13 protein-coding genes and 1 pseudogene are annotated in these 15,664 nt (G+C 40.4%); 12 read left to right on the top strand and 2 right to left on the bottom strand.

Annotation, left to right across the window (positions count from 1 at the left end; genetic code table 11):
• Window positions 1-32: 32 nt before the first annotated feature.
• Window positions 33-173, bottom strand: coding sequence for a DUF6783 domain-containing protein (locus RHS_RS30260; RefSeq protein ID WP_334291790.1), 141 nt, complete (start codon window positions 171-173; stop codon window positions 33-35).
• Between RHS_RS30260 and RHS_RS30255 the strand changes: the two are divergent.
• Together RHS_RS30255 and RHS_RS05595 are read left to right on the top strand one after the other, a co-directional pair.
• A pseudogene (locus RHS_RS30255) lies at window positions 117-272 on the top strand (DUF6783 domain-containing protein); the annotation flags it as partial. The gene RHS_RS30260 and the pseudogene RHS_RS30255 sit on opposite strands and share 57 nt — an antisense overlap.
• Before the next feature lie 42 nt (window positions 273-314).
• On the top strand, window positions 315-782 hold the full coding sequence (locus RHS_RS05595; protein ID WP_047832574.1) for a hypothetical protein: 468 nt from the start codon (window positions 315-317) through the stop codon (window positions 780-782).
• Window positions 783-990: 208 nt separating this feature from the next.
• On the opposite strand, the gene RHS_RS05590 is transcribed toward RHS_RS05595, so the two are convergent.
• Window positions 991-1,542 (bottom strand): GNAT family N-acetyltransferase, encoded by a 552-nt coding sequence (locus tag RHS_RS05590; protein WP_044295567.1) that lies wholly within the window; start codon window positions 1,540-1,542, stop codon window positions 991-993.
• Between the two features lie 408 nt (window positions 1,543-1,950).
• On the opposite strand from RHS_RS05590, the gene RHS_RS05585 reads away from it, so the two are divergent.
• The 10 genes from RHS_RS05585 (at window position 1,951) to RHS_RS05540 (ending at window position 15,642) form a co-directional block, all read left to right on the top strand.
• Window positions 1,951-2,637, top strand: coding sequence for a response regulator transcription factor (locus RHS_RS05585; RefSeq protein ID WP_047832573.1), 687 nt, complete (start codon window positions 1,951-1,953; stop codon window positions 2,635-2,637).
• Window positions 2,624-3,613, top strand: coding sequence for a sensor histidine kinase KdpD (locus RHS_RS05580; RefSeq protein WP_047832572.1), 990 nt, complete (start codon window positions 2,624-2,626; stop codon window positions 3,611-3,613). The genes RHS_RS05585 and RHS_RS05580 overlap by 14 nt, the downstream gene beginning before the upstream one ends.
• A 114-nt stretch (window positions 3,614-3,727) precedes the next feature.
• Window positions 3,728-4,417 carry an ABC transporter ATP-binding protein gene (locus tag RHS_RS05575; protein WP_047832571.1) on the top strand — a complete coding sequence of 230 codons (690 nt, stop codon included), beginning with the start codon at window positions 3,728-3,730 and terminating at the stop codon, window positions 4,415-4,417.
• Window positions 4,414-6,996, top strand: a complete 2,583-nt coding sequence (locus RHS_RS05570; RefSeq protein WP_047832570.1) for an ABC transporter permease — start codon at window positions 4,414-4,416, stop codon at window positions 6,994-6,996. The genes RHS_RS05575 and RHS_RS05570 overlap by 4 nt, the downstream gene beginning before the upstream one ends.
• A gap of 139 nt (window positions 6,997-7,135) precedes the next feature.
• Entirely contained in the window at window positions 7,136-9,484 is a 2,349-nt protein-coding gene (locus RHS_RS05565; protein ID WP_044295558.1) for a helix-turn-helix domain-containing protein, read from the top strand.
• Window positions 9,485-9,831: 347 nt separating this feature from the next.
• On the top strand, window positions 9,832-10,734 hold the full coding sequence (locus tag RHS_RS05560; protein WP_395021456.1) for an ABC transporter permease: 903 nt from the start codon (window positions 9,832-9,834) through the stop codon (window positions 10,732-10,734).
• Between the two features lie 12 nt (window positions 10,735-10,746).
• Window positions 10,747-11,640: a carbohydrate ABC transporter permease gene (locus RHS_RS05555; protein ID WP_027292536.1), complete on the top strand. Its 894-nt coding sequence runs from the start codon at window positions 10,747-10,749 to the stop codon at window positions 11,638-11,640.
• A gap of 48 nt (window positions 11,641-11,688) precedes the next feature.
• Window positions 11,689-13,260 (top strand): extracellular solute-binding protein, encoded by a 1,572-nt coding sequence (locus RHS_RS05550; RefSeq protein ID WP_047832569.1) that lies wholly within the window; start codon window positions 11,689-11,691, stop codon window positions 13,258-13,260.
• Window positions 13,261-13,335: 75 nt separating this feature from the next.
• Window positions 13,336-14,358, top strand: coding sequence for a uroporphyrinogen decarboxylase family protein (locus RHS_RS05545; protein WP_047832568.1), 1,023 nt, complete (start codon window positions 13,336-13,338; stop codon window positions 14,356-14,358).
• A 126-nt stretch (window positions 14,359-14,484) separates the two neighbouring features.
• Window positions 14,485-15,642: a uroporphyrinogen decarboxylase family protein gene (locus RHS_RS05540; RefSeq protein WP_047832567.1), complete on the top strand. Its 1,158-nt coding sequence runs from the start codon at window positions 14,485-14,487 to the stop codon at window positions 15,640-15,642.
• Window positions 15,643-15,664 lie beyond the last annotated feature (22 nt).

Genomic DNA, 15,664 nt, shown 5'->3' with positions numbered 1-15,664 from the left:
TCTTATTATAGATAAATAATCAAAACCATTCATTAAAAATTATTAACAATTTCTGAACTTAATGTCATTAGACACCATGCATGGTATAATAAATTTCGTGGGATGTTAGAGCGTGTTTGAAAATTCATTCCTGCCATCTGTACGCCCCACTTTGCGGCATATTTGCCCCGAATTCAGGTTACGTAGCCCGCTACGCGCCCTTCATCCGGGACAAATCACCCACAAACTGTGACGCACAGCTGCCAGAAAGCAATTTTAAAACACGCTCTAGGCAGATAGATACTAAAATAAGTTATGAAGGGGATGGTGAGTTTATGAATAATCCAATATCAAAAAAAGTAGTATTTGGCTTTATCGGTGTTGTTTTGGCTTTTTTTCTTGTGATTTTTGCACTAAGCTTTCCTTCGTATTCCAAACATCATCTTTTTGGCTCAGAATTGAGCAAAGTTGTAAAAGAATATGATAAGGATAAGCAGGTAGAATTATTTGGCGATAATGAGGCTTATGAAATGGGATTAAATGCGGAAGATCATCCTGTTTTTAAGGATAAATTTAAAGCGTTGGCTCAGCTTAAAAAAGATTGTCCGGAAGGTATAAAGTATATTAAAAAAGAACGTAAGCTGGGAAGAAACCTTTCCATATTTTATTGGGATTGGTATGCTACTTATTCTGGTTATATATATGAAGATGCGGATGAAGAGATTCAGCCACAATTAACAAAGATTCAAGAGTTCTTTTATATTTATGAGAATAGCTTTAAAGATCCGGAAAATGAGTTATAAAAAATAGGAGGGCAGACATTAATCTGCTCTCCTAAAATATTTAAAAGAAATTTTAAATTATAATTAATTCGAAGGAAATTATACTTCTAACCGAGCCATTCTAATAAAACATGTGACTATATTGAGAATGAAATAAACAAAAATTGCTATATTGAAAAGAATTCGATTATTTCTAAAATATGTTTTCCATTCTTTTATAAAATCCCGATTAAATTTCTTGCATGCAAAGATCAGTCCCCAGATTATTAAAAGGGTAATCCCTTATTAAAGCATACATTTTCATATCTGTCACTTTTCCGTTTTTGACGGCATTGCTATGTAAAGTGCCTTCAAATTGAAAGCCTGCATTTTCGAGAACGTGACAAGAAGCAGTATTATAAGCAAATGGTTCAGCAAAAATTCTTATAATATCAGTATGGTCAAAGATATACTTACTTATTTGCTTAATGGCATTTGTTGCAAAACCTTTTCCCCAATATTGTTCGCCTATATAGTAGCCCATTTCTGCAGTCTGAAAGTGAATATTGTCACAACGGAATACTCCGATGCTACCAATAACCATATCATTTAAAGTGATAGCAAAAGGGAAGGTTTTCGTTTTGTCTGCCGATAGCATTGATGTGATAAATTCTTCAGCATCTTTGACTTTATAAGGATATGGTAGTCCATCACGTAAATTGTTCAAGATGTTTTTATTATTCAATATTTCTGCCAAATTGTATTTATCTTCAATTCTCCATTCCCGTATATCGCAATCCATATATGTCACCTCACTTAAATTTAATTATTTAATAGTATATAATTTTTTAGAATAAATGTCATTAGGCTTAATTATTATTTTTGCTAATAGTGAACACATTTGCCAGTATCTTTAAGAATATACGCAAGTATTTAATGAATATATAATATATCTTCCAAGTTAGTTAGTCAATTAGTATTGACTAACTGGTTTGATATATTGATTACTTGGTAATAAATGCATTTATAAGACTTAAATTTATCGAGTATTTTAAGTTAACACCCGTATACAGCGTTTAACAAGCAACAATCATAGGGCGAATGTTACACAATGTAGAATTCAAAGTCCCCGGCTTGTATATTTCTGCAAAAAGAAATATAATAAAGCAAAAAGAAATAAAACCAGTAAAGTAAAGGTTGGTGAATATAAATGAAACAGATATTTTTAGTAGAAGATGATAAGGAAATTGCAAAAAACCTTGGGCGTTTGCTTCGTTCGGAAGGATTTATAGTTACCCATACCCCCACCCAGAAAGATGCCATTGCTATGCTGGCTGAAAATAAATTTGATTTGGCGCTGGTGGATATCTCTCTGCCGGATGGGAATGGATTTACCGTCTGCACAGAGATCAGGCAGAAGCAGGATATTCCCGTGATCTTTCTGACGGCTTCCGGTGATGAAGCAAGTGTCGTAACAGGGCTGAACATGGGGGCAGATGATTATGTCACGAAACCTTTCCGCCCGCGGGAATTGATTGCGCGGATAGGAACAGCTCTTCGAAAATACGGACGTTCTCCATCTGCATTTGAATTATTCGGACTCCAGGCCGATACGGCCAATGGCGTTGTGAAAAAAGATGGCAAAGAAGTTTTCCTGTCGGCATTAGAATATCGCCTGCTGTTGATATTTATTAACAACCCCAAAAGCATTATCACCCGGAACAGACTGTTGGACGAACTGTGGGATGCGGCAGGGGAGTTCGTCAATAACAATACCTTGACCGTCTACATCAAACGTCTGCGGGAGAAAATTGAGGATGATCCGGCTAATCCGAAAATCATTCTGACTGTTCATGGAACAGGGTATCGATTGGGAGGCAGCTATGTTTCGGAATAGAGAGATTCAACAGTTTGCAGCCTTGTTTGCCGCAATAACCGCCGTAGCTGCTGCGGTGGGATTTGTCATCCATCCGGCGGCTGGAATCCTGACCCTTATCTTTGCCGCCGCCGCTGGAGCGGCATTTTTAGCTTTTACCAAAGCCCGCTACCAAAGTCTGGCACAGCTCGCCAGCCAAATTGATCTTGTACTGCATAACGATGACCACCTGTATATTACCGAATTGGATGAGGGCGAACTTTCTATTTTACAAAGCGAGATTACCAAGATGATGCTGCGTATTCGAGAGCAAAACGTCGCATTGAAAAAAGAGAAAAATCATCTTGCAGATTCTCTTGCCGATATTGCACACCAGCTTCGTACTCCGCTTACCTCTGCCAATCTAATTCTGACTTTGCTGCAAAATAACCCCGAAGAAAAAGAAAGGAAAGACCTGCTTCGGGAAACTGAGGAACTGTATATACAGATGGACTGGCTGATTACTTCTTTGCTGAAATTGTCCCGTTTGGATGCTGGCATTGTGGTTTTAAAAAAGGAGCCGGTAAATCTAAACTGTCTGATAAACACTGCAATTCACCCGTTTCTGATTTCAATGGAACTGCACAATGTACAGGTACAAATAGACGTACCCAAAGGAATTGAGATTACAGGCGATTCAGGCTGGCTATCCGAGGCAATCCGGAATATACTGAAAAACTGTATGGAGAGCGCAGGCGACAACGGGAAGATTGAAATTGTTTGCGAGGACACGCTGCTGTATACGAAGATTATGATTCACGACAGTGGCGCGGGTTTTGAAAAAGAAGATCTGCCCCATCTGTTTGACCGGTTTTATCGTGGAAAAAATACGGGAGCCGCGGGATATGGGATTGGACTGGCGCTTTGCAAAATGATTATAACCCGGCAGGGTGGGAGAATTACTGTTAAAAATCACCCCCAGGGTGGTGCGGTTTTTTCGATTCGCTTTTCAAAGTGACAAAATTCATATTAAAAAGTGACGGATCTCTCACAAAAAAGTCACTAAAATGTAAGTGAAAAGTTCTATTATTTGGGTATAGCACAAGACATGTTTGAAAAGGAGGCTCACATAATGGAGTTTTTGAAAGTTGAAGATTTATGTAAAGTTTACGGGAAGGAAGATAACCAGGTCACTGCGCTTGACCATGTTTCGCTTTCCATTCGAAAAGGAGATTTTACTGCAATCATAGGTTCCTCAGGATCTGGTAAATCCACTTTGCTTCACGCGATTGCCGGTGTTGATGTGCCCTCAAGCGGAAAAGTATATTTGGATGGTCAGGATATATACGGCCAAAGCAATGAAAAACTTGCTATATTCCGCAGACGGCAAGTTGGACTGATCTATCAGTTCCACAATCTCATTCCCACTCTGAATGTAGTGGAAAACATGACACTGCCAATCCTGATGGATAAACGGAAGGTCAATAGAGAACGGCTGAACGATCTGCTGGATCTTCTTGGACTGCAGGAACGAAAAACACATTTGCCAAACCAGCTGTCAGGCGGTCAGCAACAGCGTGTCGCCATCGGCCGCGCCTTAATGAATGCCCCGGCAGTCATGCTTGCAGATGAACCCACCGGAAGCCTGGACAGCCATAATGGACAGGAAATCATCCATCTGCTGAAAGAAAGTCACCGTAAATACCATCAGACACTGATTATCGTCACTCATGATGAAAATATCGCTTTGCAGGCAGACCGCATTATTACCATTGCAGACGGAAAAGTGGTGCGGGACGAGAGGCAGGTGGCGTGGTCATGAACATTTTCCATAAAGTTGCCCTGCAAGGGCTTATAAAGAACCGGACAAGAACGTTAGTAACAATCATCGGAGTTGCCCTGTCTGCTGCCCTGATTACCGCAGTCGCAGCCTTTGCTGTTTCACTGCAAACCTATATGGTAAATGGAGCCATCATGAAATACGGCGGCTGGCACGTTGAGTTTCCGTATGAAGATTCTGCTTTTGCACAGGAACAGGCGAAAGACAGCAGAGTTTCCAATACTGCAACTTTTGAAAATGTTGGCTACGCAAAGCTAGAAGGAGGACAAAATCCCGACAAACCATATTTATTCATCGCCGGGTTTAATAAGGAAACGTTTGATACTCTGCCCCTTGAACTTCTATCAGGCAGATTGCCGGAAAACAGCAATGAGATAGTTGCTCCGGCGCACATTTCATCAAACGGCGGTGTAAAGATTGCGGTTGGGGATACCCTCACCCTTGCAGTTGGAACCCGTCAGGCTGGAGAAGAAACACTCAGCCAGCATAATGTGTATCAATCCGGAGAAGAGACACTGACACCCTTGACAGAGAAAACTTACACGGTTGTTGGCATTTGCCAAAGACCCTCATTTGAGGAACGCTCTGCGCCCGGCTATACCATGATTACAACAGCCGGTTCCATGGATGCTGCAAAGAGCCTGAGCGTATTCGTCACACTGAAAAAGCCCTCCATGGTCCGCACATATGCAGGAGAAGCTGCCGGAAACCCTGCTTATCTCCTGAACGATGATGTGCTGCGCTTCATGGGAATTTCGGATGATACAATATTCAATACCCTTCTCTATTCTATAGGGGGAGTTTTGGTGGCGCTGATTATGCTGGGGTCGGTATTTCTGATTTATAACTCTTTTCATATCTCCCTGGGCGAACGTACGCATCAGTTTGGCATTCTGATGTCGGTAGGTGCCACGGAAAAGCAGCTGCGTAATTCTGTATTGGTGGAGGGACTTTGTATCGGTGCAATCGGTATTCCGATTGGCATATTGATTAGTATCCCAAGCATCAGGCTCGTACTTGCTCTTGTGGCAAAGAATTTCGCCAATGTACTGTATGCCAATGTGCCGTTGACTTTAAAGGTGTCTGCTCCTTCACTTGTGGCGGCAGTCGTGATCAGTATGATCACCATTTTGATTTCGGCATATATTCCGGCAAAGAAAGCAGCCGGTATACCTGTGATGGAGTGCATTCGCCAGACCAATGAAATAAAGGTTGAAGCAAAAGCCATAAAAACATCGAAAATTATACGGCGTATTTATGGTTTGGAAGAAACGCTTGCTTTAAAAAACTTTAAGAGGAACAAGCGGCGTTACCGCAGCATTATTCTGTCGCTTACTTTAAGTGTTGTGCTGTTTGTCTCAGCCAGTGCCTTTCGAACAGGTTTGAATCAGGCAGCAGAGCAGGCAAAAGCAGTTACGGACTATGACATTGGTTTTGGCACACAGGATATGGATGAAGGCGAAATGCCTGCACTTTATGATAAACTGAAGACCACAGAAGGTGTTACCAAAAGCTCCAGTCAGATTGTTATGAAGTATACCTGCGCTGTTCAGGCAAGTGATCTGTCGGAGGATTACCTGAATGCTGCAGGAGAAACTTTGCCGGAAGAAACAGTGAAATTACCGATAGAGATTCAATTTCTGGATGACAACACCTATTACGAAATCATCAATGGTCTGGGCCTGCCTGCTGAAGAATATACCGGGGAAAATGCAAAGCTCACAGCGGTTGCCAAAATGGAGGATCAAAGCGGTCAGGCGGAGGATGTCAGCCAGCTTCGGGATGTATTCAGGAGTTCTTCGGCCAGTGTCACTGTTATACCACAGGAAAATGGCAAGCCTGTCATGGAACAGGGGCAAAACATAAATATTACCTGTGTGGAAACGGTACCGCCGGATACACCCCCATATTCAGGAACCAGCCGGCAGCAGCCATATTTCTTTCAGATCATGGCGCCCTGGTCGCTAAAGGAGAAGCTTGCGCCCCCGGATACCGCTGTGGATGTGAAGGTCAAAGGATTTACGTTTCAGTCAGAAAATCCCTCGCTGTCAACAGCCAGGATGCAGACTTTGATTGAAGGATCGGGGATTACCGCAAGCTACAGTTTATACAATGTTCATGCGATGATGGAGTTAAACCGTAATATTTTATTCATTGTTAATCTGTTTACGGTTGTTTTTATCCTGATGATTTCACTGATTGCAGTTGCAAATGTATTCAACACTATCGCTACCAATATCAAGCTGCGCAGGCGTGAGCTTGCCATGCTCCGCTCGGTAGGGATGTCCGACCGCGATTTCAATAAGATGATGCGTTTTGAGTGTGTTCTATACGGGGGAAGGACGTTGCTGTTCGGTCTTCCCATTTCAGGAATTTTATCATGGCTGATCTATAAGGGAATGGTGGCAGGCGGCGCAGCCATAGATTTTAAGTTCCCGTGGACCAGTATCGTGATTAGTATGCTTGGGGTGTTCTTTGTAATATTTATTACAATGCTGTACGCTGTGAGTAAAATCAGAAAAGAAAATATCATTGATGCTCTTCGGGATGATATGGCATAATAAAGATTGACGGCAGTGAGGATTCTGATCCTCATTGCCGTTTGTTCGATAAATAGGTGAAAACAGATAAAAATTTATGGTAATATTCAAAGCTTTATGATAATATATCCAATAGACAGGGAAAGGAGGGTGAAAACCGTTGTTAAAAAAATACAAATCCAAAAATTATTTAAACCAGATTGTAGTTTCTATGTTTATCTTTTTTACCCTGATTAGTATCCCGTTTTCCTATGCCGTATATCATCTGGCTGAAAAAACTTATCTTGAGACGACGAATAACACAAATAGAAAACTACTTCAGCAGATGCGTTTTAACTTTGATTATAACAGAGATACTGTCGGGAGTGTGATGCAGTCCATTTACCATCAGTCATCCGTTACCTCTCTTTTATATAATGAAGATATAGAAGGGTATCAGATCTACTCTACACTAGACGGGCTGAAAAAAAATGTGCTTAGTGCGAATCCGTCCTTACATTCCATCTACATATATAATCAAAACAGTGACAGTATGGTATCTGTGGAAGCTTCCGGCGATTTTAAAGACAGGCAGCTTATTGAGTTTATGGAAAAGAATAAGCCGCTTACCAGGATGCAGCCCTATTTGAGAAAGGTACAGCGATCCCCCGATGATCCGGATACTTACATCTATGTTTTTACTTATTTTATCTATGATTTTGAGGGCAGTGATTCACAGCCGCAAAGTTTTCTGGCAGTGAATCAAAGAACGAACTGGATTCTGGACAATTTGGTTACAATGAATAAGCCCAGCGGCGGCAGCAGTGAATTTTTACTGATTGACGGAGAGGGAAATATATGCAATAACAATGTGAAAATTGAAAATAATGAGGAATATCAGGCGATTATCCGGGAATTTCTTGCAAAGGAAAATCAATTAAAAGAACAAAATGAGGATGGTTTAGGTTTTTATACGGCAAAAATAAAGGAATCTAAATATCTGATATCTTACGTAAATATAGGTTCCTATAATAATCATATACTTTCCATACAGGAATATGATCAGGTATTTCATGCGCTGAATCAATTAAGAAGAAATTTTATTCTATGTACCTTGGTGTTATTTGGTTTCTCCATGATGTTATTGTGGATTCTGGCGAAAAGAATTTACAGGCCCATAAATAATTTAGTAAAAGATGTATCCAGTTTACTTCCGCCAGATACCAAAGAAGCGGTGAAAGAGAATGAATTTGATTATCTAAAAAATGCTTATGTAAAAATCAGTGAGAAATATGTGAGCATTGAAAATCAAACCCTGGCAAACCAGGATATTGTGGCTCAATATTACCTTGAAAATCTTCTTCTAAGCAGTCAGGAACAGCATATTGATAAATTGCGGAAGAAGTTTGCAGGTCATTGGATTTTTGAAGCTGGTATGCGTTTTTGTGTGCTGGTAATTCGGCTTGATGATGAAAAGTATATTTTGGAACATAATACAGTCAAAGAAAAGCAATTATTGGTTTTTGGAGTACAGAATATTCTGTTAGAATTACTGAAAACGAAGGTAGAATGTGAAGTGGCACGCGTTGAGGAAAATTCTTTTGTCGTACTTCTTGGAGGAAGGGATGCAGGTCGTATTTATGCCGGAGATTTAAAGGAGTCTGTTCTCGAATGCCAAAAATATGTGAAAGAATATTTTAATATCACATTTTCATTGGCTTTTAGCGAGGCAGATTCAGATAAATATAAGATATCGGCTATGTACCGGCAGGCAGAACAGGCCATGGATTACCGGTTTGCCTTAGGAAGAGCAGTGATCATAGACTGGAAGGAATGCACCCCGAACATTCAGAATGCAGAGCTTTTCGATCCAAAAGAGCTGGCATCTGAAATGGCGGCAAAGGCAGGTGACGCACAGGTAAGGGAAAGCGTTATTTTGCAGCTAAGCCATGAGATTCAAAAGTTAAATTATGATAATATGGTAATTGTATTACTGGACTTTTTGACGGCTTTAAAATATCAGATGGATCATATGAGAACATGTGCTGTCGATGTGGAAACATTTGATTTCAGATTCTTATTTAAAAGTGTAACCAATATGGAATATCTGGATGATATTATGGATCTGATACGGAAGCGGTTTGAAGAAGCCTTTTCATCTCAGAAAAAAGAGGCAGATACTAAAGAAGTAAATCTGGTGAAGACTGTGACTGAGTATATGAACAGAAACTATATGGACAGCAGTTTTTGCCTGAATATGATTGCGGATGAGCTTGGAATTTCATCGAAATACCTGGCATCTGTTTTTAAAAAGCATACCGGGATGTCTGTTGGAGAATATATGTTAAGCGCCAGAATGGTTAAAGCGGCGGAAATGATGGCGGACTCCAATCAGACAATCACCTCAATTGCAAACAAAGTCGGGATGGAAAATGAAAGTTACTTTTACCGTATGTTTAAAAAATATTATGGCTGTACACCAAGAGAATATGCGATCCAGTGTAAGATGGAAAAAATAGCAAAGGAATGACATGAAAGGCAGGATAACAGGACTTTTTAAGCCCGGTTATCCTGTTTTTTTCTCTTTTGTACAGGAAATTCCGATTTGTACATAGCCTTGTACAGTAAAATCTGATATGTACAGTAGCAATATAAAGGGAAAGAAGATAAGATAATCCCAGTAGAGCAAAAGCAAAACAAAAATTAAAATGAGGAGGGAATTATTAAGTGTGAAAGTGAGGGTTCGTGTAAAAGAATAACACTTTCATGGCTGAGAGAAAATTAAATAAGAAAGGAAGCCACGCGACGATTCTTTCAGCTTGTTTATTTGTGGCTGTATTGCAGGCGGGTCTGCGGTACACAATGGGTGGTTTAAAAATGAAGAAAGTAAAAAAGTTTAATTGGAAACTTTTTATCCTGGCAGTTCCGGGGTTAGCTTTTTTAATAGCATTTAATTATGTGCCCCTATTTGGTTTAATTATTCCATTTAAAAAGATGGACTATGCAAAAGGGATACTGGGGAGTGACTGGGTAGGATTGAAAAATTTCGAATTCTTCTTTCAATCACAGGATGCATTTCGGATAACCAGAAATACCATTTGCCTGAATCTTCTATTTATCAGTGTTACCATTTTCCTATCTGTTCTCTTGGCGGTACTGATGTTTGAACGGTCGAAAAGGCAGGTAAAGGTGTTTCAGACAGCGATGTTTGTTCCTTACTTTATATCGTGGGTAGTAGGAGGATATATTCTATACGCTTTGATTAGCCCGCAGCTGGGTGTTGTGCCGAATATGATCAAGGATGCCGGAGGGGTTTCACCAAGCTTTTACTTTGAACCAAAATATTGGCCGGCAATCTTATTAATTGCTTATTTCTGGAAAAATGTGGGATATATGACTCTGATGTTTTACACGGCACTGATGAGTATCGATATTTCTTATTTAGAAGCAGCTTCTATAGATGGTGCCAACCGGATACAGCGAACGCTCAGAATTACGATTCCATTTATTGCACCCACGATTGTAATGATTACCTTATTGCAAATTGGTAAGATATTCTATTCAGATTTTGGAATGTTCTATTTCTTAACAAAGGATTCCGGTGCATTATATCCGGTGGCAGATGTAATAGATACTTATGTATACAGGGCGCTGCGGGTCAGCGGTGATATTGGAATGGCATCAGCCGTGGGCTTATATCAATCATTGGTAGGATTTATTCTGGTATTGATCAGCAATTATACCGTAAAACGATTTGATAAAGATTATGGAATATTCTAAGGGGAGGTTACTATGGTTACAGAAAAAAGAAAGAAGTATTCGGCTTCAGACGTGGTCAGCATAATTATTTTCAGTATACTTTCTATCTGCTGTGTTGTTCCGATATTGTATATTGTGTCGGCGTCATTTACAAGTGAGGCATCATTGGCACAGCACGGATATTCGCTTATTCCCAGCGACTGGTCGCTGGATGCTTATGAGTTTGTTCTGAAAAGCCCCGGACAGATTTTAAATTCATATGGAATTTCGATTCTGGTTACGATAGCAGGAGGGGGAACAAGTTTGCTTTTTACCGCAATGTTAGGTTATGTAATGTCAAGAAGGGATTTTTCGGGATCTAAGATTATTTCCTTTCTGGTAGTATTCACATTGCTGTTTAATGCGGGTATGGTTCCGGCATATATTACGATTACCCGGTATTACCATCTGAAAGATACGATATTCGCCTTAATACTGCCCTATATTATTGTTCCATGGCATGTGATGCTGATGAGGGGATTCTTAAATGACACACCGGTGTCTCTGATTGAAGCAGCAAAATTGGATGGTTCCAGTGAGGTTGGCATTTTCTTTAAAATCATTATGCCCATATCAAAACCGGCACTGGCAACCGTTGGTTTATTTGGAGCTTTTATGTACTGGAATGATTGGTGGCTTGCAATGTTATACATAGATAATCAGAAGCTGATTCCGCTGCAGTATTACTTATATAGAATCATGAATAATATACAATTCCTGGCATCCTCCCTGCAGGCAGGAAATCTTGGAATTGACGTATCTAAGTTACCAAATGAGACAGCCAGAATGGCATTATGCGTTTTAGCAGTAGCGCCCATGTTATTTGTATTTCCTTTTTTCCAAAAACATTTTGTAAAAGGATTAACAGTTGGTGCGGTCAAGGGATGATTGTATAATGATATACAATATAGAAAGCAAAATAAGGAGGATTTAGAAATGAAAAGAAGAAGAGCAATGGCACTTTTATTGGCGGCGGCAATGAGTGTTACGGCGTTGGCAGGATGTTCTGCAAATACGTCAAATGAGGAGACGAAGGCAGGGACAGAAACGAAAGCGGAGACAGGAGAGACAAAAGCAGGTGAAGAATCAGCAGCGGCTGACGGCGAAGAATCCCAGTCGGCGTCAGGAGATGTGGCAGAGATAAAATGGTATGCCCCTATGTCGGAGATTCAGGCAGATCAGGAATCTGTCCAGAATGCGGTTAATGAATATTTAAAGGATAAATTAAATGTACAGGTTAAATTTATATCCACAGATTTCGGAAGCTTTGATCAGAAAATGCAGATGGTGATCTCATCCCAGGAAGAATTTGATCTTTGCTTTACATCAAACTGGTGCAATAACTTCTATAATAATGTAAATAAAAATGCATTTTTAGATATCGGTGAAATCGTAGAGAAAGAAGCACCAAAATTAAAAGAAATTATGCCGGAGTCAGGATTTGCTGCGGCAACGGTTGGCGGGAAATTGTATGCAATTCCCAATTACCAGATCTGGGCAATGACTAATGGCGGTTACATCGTAAAGGATTATGTGGATAAAAGCGGCGTTGATATCAGCAGCGTAAAATCACTGAAAGATTTGGATCCTATTTTTGAAAGCATTAAAAAGGATAATCCGGATGTATTCCCGATGATTAATTCAAAACAAAGTATATATGGGTTCACAGCGGCAGCATTAGGACTTGACGAGTTATCCGGCATGAATGTTCCGGGAGCAGTTAAATATGATGACAAAGAATTAAAAGTGGTGAATCAGTTTGCGCTGCCGGAGGTTATGGAACATTTCAAATTGATGAGAGAATGGAATCAGAAAGGATATTTCAGACCGGATGCAGCTACGATTACCGATTATAAAGCAGAACAAAAAGCAGGTAAGTATGCAGCTATTATGGCTGGAACCCTTAAGCCCGGAGAAACGCCTGTACAAAAAGCAGATTTTGGTAATAAGGACGTGGAACAATTCCGTATATCGGATTCCATTTTAAAGACCAGCGGCATTAATGCAACTATGATCGCTGTGAGCAGAACATCCAAGCACCCGGTAGAAGCGGTTAAATTACTGGAATTAGTAAATACAGATCCGGTTCTCTATAACTTACTCTGCTTTGGTATTGAGGGAACACATTATACAAAAACAGAAGATGGACATGTAAAGCCAATCGAAAATTCAGGCTATAATCCTAACGTAGACTGGACCTTTGGAAATCAGTTTAACGGATATCTTAGAGAAGGTCAGGAAGATGGCGTCTGGGAAGAAACGAAAGCATTGAATGAAGCAGCAATTCCATCTGAAGCATTAGGATTTGTATTTGATCCGGAAAAGGTTCAGACAGAAATTGCAAGCACCAGTGCAATTGTTACGGAGTATCTGCTGATGCTGGATACCGGTGCAGTTGATCCGGAGGAAAAGATGCCTGAATTCCTGGACAAGTTAGAAAAAGCAGGATCCCAGAAAATTATTGATGAAATGCAGACACAGATTGATGCATGGAAAGCAGCGAAATAAAAAGGATATGAAGTTATCATAATAATGCCCATCTCTTTGGTGGGCATTATTCATAAAAAACAAAGAGGTGACATCATGACTTCAAAGGAGAGAGTGATAAAAGCAATAGAATTTTCATGTCCCGATCGAATTCCTTATAATTTTGATTCTAACCGGACCCCAGCAATACCGGAAAAGTACGGTGATGACTTTGAATGGGTATTTGTTAATCAATATCAACATGCTGCTGAATCTGCCTCAGGGAGAAAAAGCTGGGAAACGGAATGGGGTATAGTGTACGAGACGATACATACAGAGTTGGGAGAAGCGGTTGATTTTCCATTATCGGACATCTCAAAGGTATACGAATATCAGATTCCCGATTTTACAAAAGAAGAACGGTACGCGGAGCTTGAGAAGGCTGTAAACCAGAATGAAGAAAAATATATTCTGGGTATGTTTCCACATTTTCTGTTTCTGCAAATGCTGGATCTGGTTGGATTTGAAAATCTGATGTATGAGTTTATAGACAGCCCGGATGAGATTGAATACTTAATCGCAGAGCTGACCGGAAGCTGCCTTCGTGTTGTGGATTGTATGCATGATCGCGGTGTGGACGGAATGATTGCGATTGAGGATCTGGGTGTACAGGATCGACTGATCATCAGCCCGGTTTTATGGAGGCAGATCTTTAAGCCGGCATATAAAAAGATTATAGAAAAGCTACATCAGTATGGTATGCATTTCTTTATCCATTCCTGTGGATATATTATGGATCTCATTGAAGATTTTATTGAAATCGGAGTAGATGTGGTTCAAATAGACCAGCAGGACAATATGGGAATCGAAAACTTGAGTGAAAAATACAGAGGAAGAATCTGCTTTTTCTGCCCATGTGATATCCAGACAATATTGCCAGATGGTTCAAAGGAGCAAATCGAAGAGAGTGTGCAGAAATTAATCCATCTGCTGGGCAGCGAAAAAGGTGGATTTATGGCAAAAACTTATCCACAGCCGGAATCCATCTGTCTTCCAGAGGAAAGTGTAAAGTATATGTGTGAACTGTTCAAACGACATGGAGCAGGAGAGGAAGGAATCAAGGTTGAAAGAAAATTATAATATAGAAAGGATGCCATGGTGTGATTCTTTCAACCTGTTTTATTGTGGCAGTATTGCAGGCAAGCCTGCAATATGCGATGGGTATAAGGTTGAAAGAAAATTATGATATAGAAAGGATGCCACGGTGTGATTCTTTCAACCTGTTTTATTGTGGCAGTATTGCAGGCAAGCCTGCAATATGCGTTGGGTATAAATATGAATAGCTATGAGCGGGTGAAAAATATCATTCTGCATCAGCCGGCAGACCGCGTGCCCTGTGATTTCATTGCGGAGGATATAGTATGGGACCGGATGAAGGAATATTTCAAAGTGAATACCAGAGATGCAGTGCTGGATATTTTAGATATTGATTTACGTTCGGTCGGTCCCAGATACATTGGACCTGAGCTTTTAACTGATGAGCATGGATATGAAGAAATTATTGTAAGCGGAGGACCCAGAAACCGGAAGATCTATAATGATGCAGGAGACTATACGACAGCGATTGCATATCATCCCTGGGGTGATATCGAAGAGATCGGAGACCTGGAAGGAAGAACCGGATGGGATGGGAAAATGGAATGGTGGGATTTTTCCAATATCGAAGAGGACATTGACCGCATCAATGAAAACGGCCGGCGATGGATTAAGACTCACGGAGATCCGTCAGGCCTGCAGCATCTCACTATGTGGGCAGGGGATGAGAAGTTTCTCTGTGACTTGATTGCAGATGAAGAACTTGCCGTGGCAATGATCGAAAAGCACAATGAAATCCGTCTGGAACATGCCCTGAAGACACTGGAAGCGGGAAAAGGAAAAATTCATGAGCTGGATGGGGGCGGGGACTATGGTTCTCAGGCGGGGCTGCTGATCTCCAAAGAGATGTTCCGTAAGTTTTTTAAAGATCTCTATGTAAAATTTTATAGAGAGATCAGGAAAAACTTCGATGTAGAGATTTTTTTCCATAGCTGCGGGAGTATCCAGGAATTAATTCCGGAACTGGTGGATGTTGGCGTAACCATCTTAGATCCCATTCAGGTGAGTGCAAAAAATATGGATATTGAAGTGATAAAAAGAAGATTTGGAAATCAATTAACCTTTCATGGCGGAATTGATGTACAGCAGGTACTTCCTTACTATACGATACCTGAGCTTCGGAAAAATGTGAGAAACAGCATAAAGGTGCTTGGGGAAAATGGCGGATACATCCTGGCACCTACACATAATATTCAATTTGATACAAAAATTGAGAATATTATTGCAATGTATGAAGAAGCACAAAACCGTGTCATTGCAAAATTATGATGATTTTCAGACTGCTTGGCGA

Origin of the sequence: Robinsoniella sp. RHS (assembly GCF_001029355.1) — a bacterium.
Taxonomy (GTDB): domain Bacteria; phylum Bacillota; class Clostridia; order Lachnospirales; family Lachnospiraceae; genus Robinsoniella; species Robinsoniella peoriensis.
Note: the sequence above shows the minus strand (reverse complement) of the source record. Positions and strands in the feature narration are given on the sequence as shown.

Bases quoted from the DNA above. Each gene is read 5' to 3' on its own strand.
- RHS_RS05580 (WP_047832572.1), top strand. From the start codon at position 2,624: ATGTTTCGGAATAGAGAGATTCAACAGTTTGCAGCCTTGTTTGCCGCA.
- RHS_RS05550 (WP_047832569.1), top strand. From the start codon at position 11,689: ATGAAAAGAAGAAGAGCAATGGCACTTTTATTGGCGGCGGCAATGAGT.
- RHS_RS05560 (WP_395021456.1), top strand. From the start codon at position 9,832: ATGAAGAAAGTAAAAAAGTTTAATTGGAAACTTTTTATCCTGGCAGTT.
- RHS_RS05555 (WP_027292536.1), top strand. From the start codon at position 10,747: ATGGTTACAGAAAAAAGAAAGAAGTATTCGGCTTCAGACGTGGTCAGC.
- RHS_RS05590 (WP_044295567.1), bottom strand. From the start codon at position 1,542: ATGGATTGCGATATACGGGAATGGAGAATTGAAGATAAATACAATTTG.
- RHS_RS05585 (WP_047832573.1), top strand. From the start codon at position 1,951: ATGAAACAGATATTTTTAGTAGAAGATGATAAGGAAATTGCAAAAAAC.
- RHS_RS05595 (WP_047832574.1), top strand. From the start codon at position 315: ATGAATAATCCAATATCAAAAAAAGTAGTATTTGGCTTTATCGGTGTT.
- RHS_RS05545 (WP_047832568.1), top strand. From the start codon at position 13,336: ATGACTTCAAAGGAGAGAGTGATAAAAGCAATAGAATTTTCATGTCCC.
- RHS_RS05575 (WP_047832571.1), top strand. From the start codon at position 3,728: ATGGAGTTTTTGAAAGTTGAAGATTTATGTAAAGTTTACGGGAAGGAA.
- RHS_RS05570 (WP_047832570.1), top strand. From the start codon at position 4,414: ATGAACATTTTCCATAAAGTTGCCCTGCAAGGGCTTATAAAGAACCGG.